This is a genomic window from Anaerotignum sp., from assembly GCF_045122575.1.
Lineage (GTDB): Bacteria > Bacillota > Clostridia > Lachnospirales > Anaerotignaceae > Anaerotignum_A.
Genome location: NZ_JBGVHV010000196.1, coordinates 1 through 7,549, shown reverse-complemented (window position 1 = coordinate 7,549; position 7,549 = coordinate 1). Strand labels below are relative to the sequence as shown.

Below are 7,549 nucleotides of genomic sequence, written 5' to 3'. Positions count from 1 at the left end.
ACTGTGTTGTTCAGAGTATAAGCGAAGTATTTTTTGCCTTCTGCGTTCTGAACACGGATACCCAGTCTTCTTGCCTGTGCATCGCCCAGGTTGGAGCAGGAACCAACTTCGAAGTATTTTTTCTGTCTGGGAGACCATGCTTCAACGTCGCAGGATTTTACTTTCAGGTCAGCCAGGTCGCCGGAGCAGCATTCCAGTGTTCTTACGGGAATATCCATGGAACGGAACAGGTCTACTGTGTTCTGCCACAGTTTATCGTACCACATGGGTGCTTCTTCGGGGTTACATACAACGATCATTTCCTGTTTTTCGAACTGGTGGATTCTGTAAACGCCTCTTTCTTCGATACCGTGAGCGCCTTTTTCTTTACGGAAGCAAGGGCTGTAGGAAGTCAGAGCCTGAGGCAGGTCTTCTGCTTTGTTCTGTGTATCGATGAATTTACCGATCATGGAGTGTTCGGATGTACCGATCAGATACAGGTCTTCGCCTTCGATTTTGTACATCATGTTTTCCATTTCAGTAAAGCTCATTACGCCTGTTACTACGTTGGAACGAATCATGAAAGGAGGGATGCAATATTTGAAACCTCTGTCGATCATGAAGTCTCTAGCGTATGTCAGTACTGCAGAGTGCAGACGAGCGATATCGCCCATCAAGTAGTAGAAGCCGTTACCAGCTACTTTTCTTGCAGAATCCAGATCGATACCGTCGAAGGATTCCATAATGTCTGTGTGGTAAGGGATTTCGAAATCAGGAACAACTGGTTCGCCAAATTTTTCGTTTTCCACGTTTTCGCTGTCGTCTTTACCAATGGGAACAGTAGGATCGATGATGTTGGGAATTGTCATCATGATCACTTTGATTCTTTCTTCTACTTCTTTTTCTTTTGCTGTCAGTTCTTCTGTTCTTGCAGCGTCAGCAGCGATTTCAGCTTTTACTTTTTCAGCTTCTTCTTTTTCGCCTTTTGCCATCAGGCCGCCGATCATTTTGGACAGTTTATTTCTCTGTGCACGCAGTGCTTCTACTTCCTGTTTGATGGCTCTGTTTTCTTTATCCAGTTCCAGAACTTCGTCTACCAGAGGCAGTTTCTGATCCTGGAATTTTTTGCGGATGTTTTCTTTTACCACTTCAGGGTTTTCTCTTACAAATTTGATGTCTAACATTTCAAGACCTCCTTAAAAATACGTGAATTTCTTTGGGTCGAAGATTTTTTGTACAAAAAAATCTCGCCCCGGTAATTGTACAGGGACGAGAGTATATTCCCGCGTTGCCACCCAGATTGCCTGCAAAAGAAATGCAGACCTCTTGAACAGCTATAAAGGGCTTACCCTTCCGATTTTCATCGGCCGCTTGGAAAGTGGAACATTTTCTTTTCTCCATCGGTTTGCACCAACCACCGACTCTCTGGAGGAGTTTTCAAAAACTTAGCTTTCCTTCAGGCTTTCGCCAACGCTATTTTGACTTGATTGCTATATTATAACACATCAGACTGAAATTTCAACCCCCATTTTCCCGAAAGATGGGGCAGTTTTGTCCCACCGATCATTCGATTTTTTCATATATTTTTGTTTTTTCTAATCTTATTTTAATTATAAACAATTTAATCAATGACAATCTATATGATATACTAATATTGTACAAGAAACCCCTTTTCCTTGTACCACAATATGCCCCGGGGTGGCGCGCGCACCCCATCGTCACGGTATCTCCCCTAGTACCGTGACTCCCCAAAAAAACGCTTCGCTTCACTGGAAATCAGGATTTCCAGTGGAGCTTTTTTTGTATGAACAGATGCGAACCCTTCGGGCGACGCCCTGTTCTCCTCAAGCAAGCAAAGCTCGCTTTGTGGATTCCATTCAGAAAACCCGCACTGTTTTCCGAACCTTTCCGCTAAAAAAGAGCCTTTCAGACTCTTTTTCTTTATCGTATGAATTTTTCCAGCACTTCTGCCACACCATGTTCTTCTGCAGTTTTTTCTGTAACATAGTCTGCGGCTGCCTTCACATGTTCCTCGCCGTTTTTCATGGCAACACCCAGCCCCGCCTTCAAAATCATGGGCAGGTCATTATCGCTGTCGCCAATGGCAATGGTTTCTTCCAGCGCCACGCCTGCTTTTCCTGCCGTTTCCTCCAGCGCAGATCCCTTATCCACACCGCTGATGACCAGTTCCAGATAAGTCTCGCTGGAATAGAAGAGATTGACAGTTTCCCCCAGAAAATCTTTTGCAAATTTCTTGATCTGCTCCAGTTTTTCTCTGGGGCCGCTGAACAGGCACTTGGTCAGTTCCCCTTCATAATCCATGGGATCATCGATCACTCGGGGTTTTGTTTTCATGGTCTGGCAATATTCCGCCACTTCTGCAGAAAGTTTTTCACACATGAAATTGCGGTCGTCATAATAAAACATTGCCACAGACCCCAGAGAACGGGCAAAATCCGCCACAGGCTGAACCATGGTCGGAGAAAAACTTTTCTTGATGACCAGAGACATATCCCGCAGGTCATAAACCGCCGCACCATTCTGACAGATCACATATCCTTTTTTCCCGATCATCCCCAGTTCTTTCAGATAGGGCTCCACCCCAAAAACACCGCGGCCGGTGCAGATCACAAAGTCCACACCCTTATCCACAGTTCTCTGAATCGCCTCGAAGTTTTCCACAGAAAGGCGTACCCCTTTCCATAATAATGTGCCATCCATGTCGGAAAATACCATTTTATAGCCCATTTCGTCCTCCTTTGTTTACATAAATTTTTCCACAATTTCTGTGGATAACCATGTTGATATTGTGGAGAACTCATCCTTTTCCACACATCACACCTTTAGTTATCCACAAAATGTGGATAACTTCTCCACTTTTCCACAGTTTTTCTGATAAAAAAAGAGGGCCTCCGGCAGTCTTTTTCCAGCTGCCGCGCTCCCCCTTTTTTTCTTATTCTTCTTCGTTTTCTTCCTCCTCTTTGGGATATTCCATGAAAACAGGTTCCATGAAGATCGGTTCTTCTTCACAGATCTCCTCTTCCAGAGTACGTTCCTTCTGTTCCACAGGTTTTGCTGTCTCTTCTTCACTTTCCAAAGCTTTTCTGGCTTCTTCTCTCTGCTGCAGGATCAGTTCCGCCGCGGCGATTTTGCCTGCCAGCGTTTCTTCCTGCAGGATCAGTTCTTTTTCCGCCTGTGTTACATCGCCGATAGAAGTTCTGGCAGGTCTCTTTTCTTCTGCTTCATCCACTTCCACCATTTCCACCTGATCCAGTGTGATCTGGTCTTCCATAGCTGTATCCTTATCTTTGCGTTTGAAGGTAGGCTTGAAGCGAACCTTGACAACTTTTTCATGTTCAGGTTCATAAGCCTGATTTTTCGCCATTTCCACAGCCTTGATTTCTTCTTCGGAAAGCATGTAGGTGCTGACGCCCATTTCAATGGGTTTCGCATAGGTAAAGGAACCGGTACGGCTATGGATCCCGTTCAGAACCACGCCGTTATCATAGCCATCCAGCAGAGCCAGCGCGAAACAGAGGTTGCCGCCCATTTCGTCAAAGGGGTTATAACGGATCAGCCCCACTTTCTGTATCTTGGTTTTATCCGTCTTATCCATATCTGTGACCATATCCAGCAATTTGGAATATTTTTCTTCGATCCGTTTGGAGGTTTCAAAATATTCCTCGATCTTCATTTCCAGATTATGAGAGGGTCTTCTGTTTGCCCCCATAAAATAATCATATTTCTTTTTCTGCCCGCTGAACTTGACGAACAGCACGATGCAGAGGATGAAAAGCACTACCACTGCCACGGCAAGTCCAATCAGCAGGTAGGCCGCATTATTTTCGATCCATGTCATTCTATATCAATCCTTATCTTTTCAGGAGCGCCAGCAGACGTTCCAGATCTTCATCAGAATAATACTCAATTTCAATTTTACCTTTATTTCTTTTTCCCAGAGGTTTCAGTTTTACCTTTGTGGAGAAAAGAGATTTCAGGTCATCTTCGATGGCGCGATATTCTCTTTCGTCAGCCTTAGACAAAGTTTCCTCTGTTTCAGCGGGTTTTTCCGCCTTTTCCAGATGGGCTTTCACCAAAGCTTCCACGGCACGCACACTCAGACCTTCTTCAATGATATATTCTGCCAGTTCAAACTGCTCGTCCCCATTGATCACAGGCAGCAGTGTGCGGGCATGTCCCCCTGTCAGTTTATTTTCCACTACAAAATTGCGGACTCTGGGGTCTAACTGCAAGAGACGCAGGCTGTTTGTGATGGCAGAACGGCTTTTGCCTACCTTTTCTGCAATCTTTTCCTGACTGAGACCAAATTCCTCCTGCAGTCTCTGATAGCTTTCCGCTTCTTCCATGGGGTTCAGGTCTTCTCTCTGCAGGTTTTCCACCAGCGCGGCTTCAAAGGCTTCTCCTTCTTCCCATTTTTTGATGACCACTGGAACTTTCACCAGACCGGCGATCTTTGCTGCTCTCCAGCGGCGTTCCCCTGCGATGATCTCATAATATTCCCCGTTTTTCTTCACAACGATGGGCTGGATCATACCATAGGTCTTCAGAGAAGCAGCCAGTTCTTCCAGCGCAGCTTCATCAAAATATTTTCTGGGCTGTTTTCTGTTTGGCTCGATCAGATCCAGTTCCACTTCCAGCACAGCCTCTTCCGTTTTCTTTTTTTCCACAGGCTTGGAAGCTTTCATATCTTCCATTTCCGTGTTGATGAGAGCGTTGATGCCAAGACCCTTGGCACCCAGACCTTTTTTCTTTACTGCCATATCAGTTCCACTCCTTTTCCATGACTTCTTCCGCCAACAGCTGATAAGCCTCTGCCCCTTTGGATTTGGGGTCATAAAGATGGATGGGCAGACCATGGCTGGGGGATTCCCCAAGGCGTACATTTCTGGGAATGATGGTACGATATACATTCTGACCCAGAGAGCGTTTCACTTCCTCCACTACCTGCAAAGAAAGATTCGTTCTGGCATCATACATGGTAAATACGATCCCTTCGATCTCCAGTGCAGGATTCAGACGTTTTTTCACCAGATTGACCGTATGTAACAGCTGTTCCAGCCCTTCCAAAGCAAAATATTCGCACTGGATGGGAACCAGAACCGTATCCGCCGCCACAAGGGCATTCACGGTAATCATATTCAAAGAAGGAGGACAGTCGATGACGATGAAATCATAGGTATCCTTCACTTCTTCCAGTGCTTCTCGGAGGATGTATTCTCTGCGGTCGTTGCCGATCAGCTCGATCTCTGCCCCTGTCAGGTTGATGTTGGCAGGGATCACTTCCAGCCCTTCCACACAGGTAGGCTGTTTCACTTCCTCAATGGTTTTTTCTCCTAAAAACACGTTATAAATGGTATCGGGCATGCTGTTTTTGTCCAGACCCAGACCACTGGTGGTATTACCCTGCTGGTCTGCATCCACGGCAAGCACTTTCTTTCCCGCTGCTGCAAGGCAGGCGGAAAGATTAATGGCAGTGGTCGTTTTGCCTACGCCACCCTTCTGGTTTGTCACCGCAATGATCCTTACTTTGCTCATTTTTTTACCGCCTTTCCTTACGTTTTCTTCTTTATATATAATATAATATGGTAAACAAAAATGCAATGTTTCACGTGAAACATTGCTTTAATTTTTTTAATTTTTAATGTTTCACGTGAAACCATAAAAAAGAGAGTATCGGAACGATACTCTCTTGTGTTTACAATTTTGTAGGCAATCCGGCATTTTTGAACAGAGCCAGCAGAGGATTTTCTGCTTTTTCTGCAACCTGATCGAATTTACCGAAAACAGGAATAGCTCTGGGGATAACGCGCATTTCAAAAGGCATATCGGGACCCATTTCGCCATCCACCGTTGTTTCCTTGATATTAAAAGTATCATCCAGACATTCTACTTTAAAATAAGTATCCTTCAGATACAGAATATTTTTATCATGGATATGTTCCCCTGTCAGCAATTTTACCACCGTAGGTGTCATTTCATACAGAGGGCGCCCTTTTACCGCTACAAACTCAAACTCCCCATCCGTAACCAGTGCCCCGGGGGAAAGGTTTGTAAACCCGCCTGTGCCGGCAGAATTGAGGATCATGTAAAAATACAGATCTTCTTCGATGACCTCTTTGCTGGTGGTGATGCGGTAAGGGATCTTTCTGAACTGAGGCAGCTGCTCTACCCCTTTCAGGTAATAAGAAAGACTGCCCAGCGCATTTTTCAGATCTTTATCTACAGTCTGAGAAACGTTGGTGAAATAGCCGCCGGCCACCACGTTAATGAAGAAAATATCATCATTGACCAGACCCAGGTCGATAGGAACCGGTTCTGTGGAAACGATGGTCTGGCAGACATCCTCTACATTCCCGCTTTTGAAGCCCAGATAAGTCGCAAAGTCGTTAGCTGTGCCGGAAGGGATGATCCCCACAGGAATATGCAGCCCTCTGCGCATCATGGCATTGATGACAATATTGACTGTGCCGTCACCGCCGGAAGCCACGATCACATCATAATTGGGATCCATGGTAGCAATATGTTCATCGATATCCCCGGGATGCAGGGTGCGGAAGGGATGTACCTCATAGCCCCCTTCCTGAAAAATACCGATACAAACGTCCAAGTCAAATTTAAAGCTTTTATTGCCTGAAAAAGGATTGTAGATCAATTTTAACTTTTTCATACAAAAATACGCCTTCTTTCAAATAATAGTGTTCACAAGGTGTTCGGAAATGAAAGCATGCCATTCGTAAAGCTACGCTTTCCTTACATCTGTTCAGGAGCGTTGATACCCAGCAGACGCAGACCTTCTTTCAGCACTGTCTGTACGCCAAAAACAACGGCCAGACGTGCCTGTCTCACTTCTGCCTCGCTGCTCAGGATGGGGTTATCATGGTAGAACTTATTGAACGCCTGAGCGATGGCAACCAGATGTCTTGTTACAATGGAAGGTTCCAGTTTTGCTGCTGCATCTTTGATCTTATCGGGGAATGCTTCCAGCAGTTTACATACATCCAGAGATGCTTCATCGGACAGTGCTGCAAAATCAGTACCATCGAAATTCAGTTCACCGGCTCTGCGCAGGATGGAGCATGCACGCGCGTGTGTATACTGTACATAAGGGCCTGTTTCGCCGTCAAAGTTCAGCATTCTTTCCCAGCTGAAAACAACGTCTTTGATTCTGGAGTTATACAGATCATTAAAGATCACAGCGCCGATACCTACCTGTTTTGCGATTTCTTCTTTATTTTCCAGATCGGGGTTCTTTTCTTCAATGATTCTCTTTGTTTCTGCGCAAGCCTGATTCAGCAGGTCTTCCATCAAAACGACATGGCCTCTTCTTGTGGAAAGCTTACCGCTGTCCAGAGAAACCAGACCGAAGGGAACGTGGATCAGATCTTTATACCAGTCGTAGCCCATTTTGTGGATGACTTCGAACCACTGTGCAAAGTGCAGGTTCTGATCCAACGCTGTCAGATATACGCATTTATCGAAGTTATATGTTTTCTTGCGGTACAGTGCTGCAGTAATATCTCTTGTTGCATACAGTGTGCCGCCGTCTTTA

7 protein-coding genes are annotated in these 7,549 nt (G+C 45.3%); all 7 read right to left on the bottom strand.

The window, feature by feature from the left end; translation table 11 throughout:
* Positions 1 to 1,163, bottom strand: a 1,163-nt coding sequence (gene serS, locus ACJMLT_RS09585) for a serine--tRNA ligase (protein ID WP_405730042.1), incomplete at its 3' end; no start/stop codon positions are given.
* Between the two features lie 757 nt (positions 1,164 to 1,920).
* Positions 1,921 to 2,727 carry an HAD family hydrolase gene (locus ACJMLT_RS09580; RefSeq protein ID WP_405730039.1) on the bottom strand — a complete coding sequence of 269 codons (807 nt, stop codon included), beginning with the start codon at positions 2,725 to 2,727 and terminating at the stop codon, positions 1,921 to 1,923.
* A gap of 205 nt (positions 2,728 to 2,932) precedes the next feature.
* Entirely contained in the window at positions 2,933 to 3,838 is a 906-nt protein-coding gene (locus tag ACJMLT_RS09575) for a DUF4446 family protein (RefSeq protein WP_405730036.1), read from the bottom strand.
* Positions 3,839 to 3,851: 13 nt separating this feature from the next.
* The gene (locus tag ACJMLT_RS09570) at positions 3,852 to 4,760 is read right to left on the bottom strand and encodes a ParB/RepB/Spo0J family partition protein (RefSeq protein ID WP_405730034.1); all 909 of its coding nucleotides are present in this window, start codon (positions 4,758 to 4,760) and stop codon (positions 3,852 to 3,854) included.
* A gap of 1 nt (position 4,761) precedes the next feature.
* Positions 4,762 to 5,535 carry a ParA family protein gene (locus tag ACJMLT_RS09565; protein WP_405730031.1) on the bottom strand — a complete coding sequence of 258 codons (774 nt, stop codon included), beginning with the start codon at positions 5,533 to 5,535 and terminating at the stop codon, positions 4,762 to 4,764.
* A 160-nt stretch (positions 5,536 to 5,695) separates the two neighbouring features.
* A complete protein-coding gene (locus tag ACJMLT_RS09560) occupies positions 5,696 to 6,667 on the bottom strand; it encodes a YegS/Rv2252/BmrU family lipid kinase (protein WP_405730029.1) in 972 nt (323 codons plus the stop codon).
* Positions 6,668 to 6,750: 83 nt separating this feature from the next.
* On the bottom strand, positions 6,751 to 7,549 hold a 799-nt coding region (gene argS, locus ACJMLT_RS09555; protein ID WP_405730026.1), incomplete at its 5' end, for an arginine--tRNA ligase domain-containing protein.

Excerpts from the sequence above, each read along its gene's own strand:
- ACJMLT_RS09580 (WP_405730039.1), bottom strand. The coding sequence starts at position 2,727 with ATGGGCTATAAAATGGTATTTTCCGACATGGATGGCACATTATTATGG.
- ACJMLT_RS09575 (WP_405730036.1), bottom strand. The coding sequence starts at position 3,838 with ATGACATGGATCGAAAATAATGCGGCCTACCTGCTGATTGGACTTGCC.
- ACJMLT_RS09570 (WP_405730034.1), bottom strand. The coding sequence starts at position 4,760 with ATGGCAGTAAAGAAAAAAGGTCTGGGTGCCAAGGGTCTTGGCATCAAC.
- ACJMLT_RS09560 (WP_405730029.1), bottom strand. The coding sequence starts at position 6,667 with ATGAAAAAGTTAAAATTGATCTACAATCCTTTTTCAGGCAATAAAAGC.
- ACJMLT_RS09565 (WP_405730031.1), bottom strand. The coding sequence starts at position 5,535 with ATGAGCAAAGTAAGGATCATTGCGGTGACAAACCAGAAGGGTGGCGTA.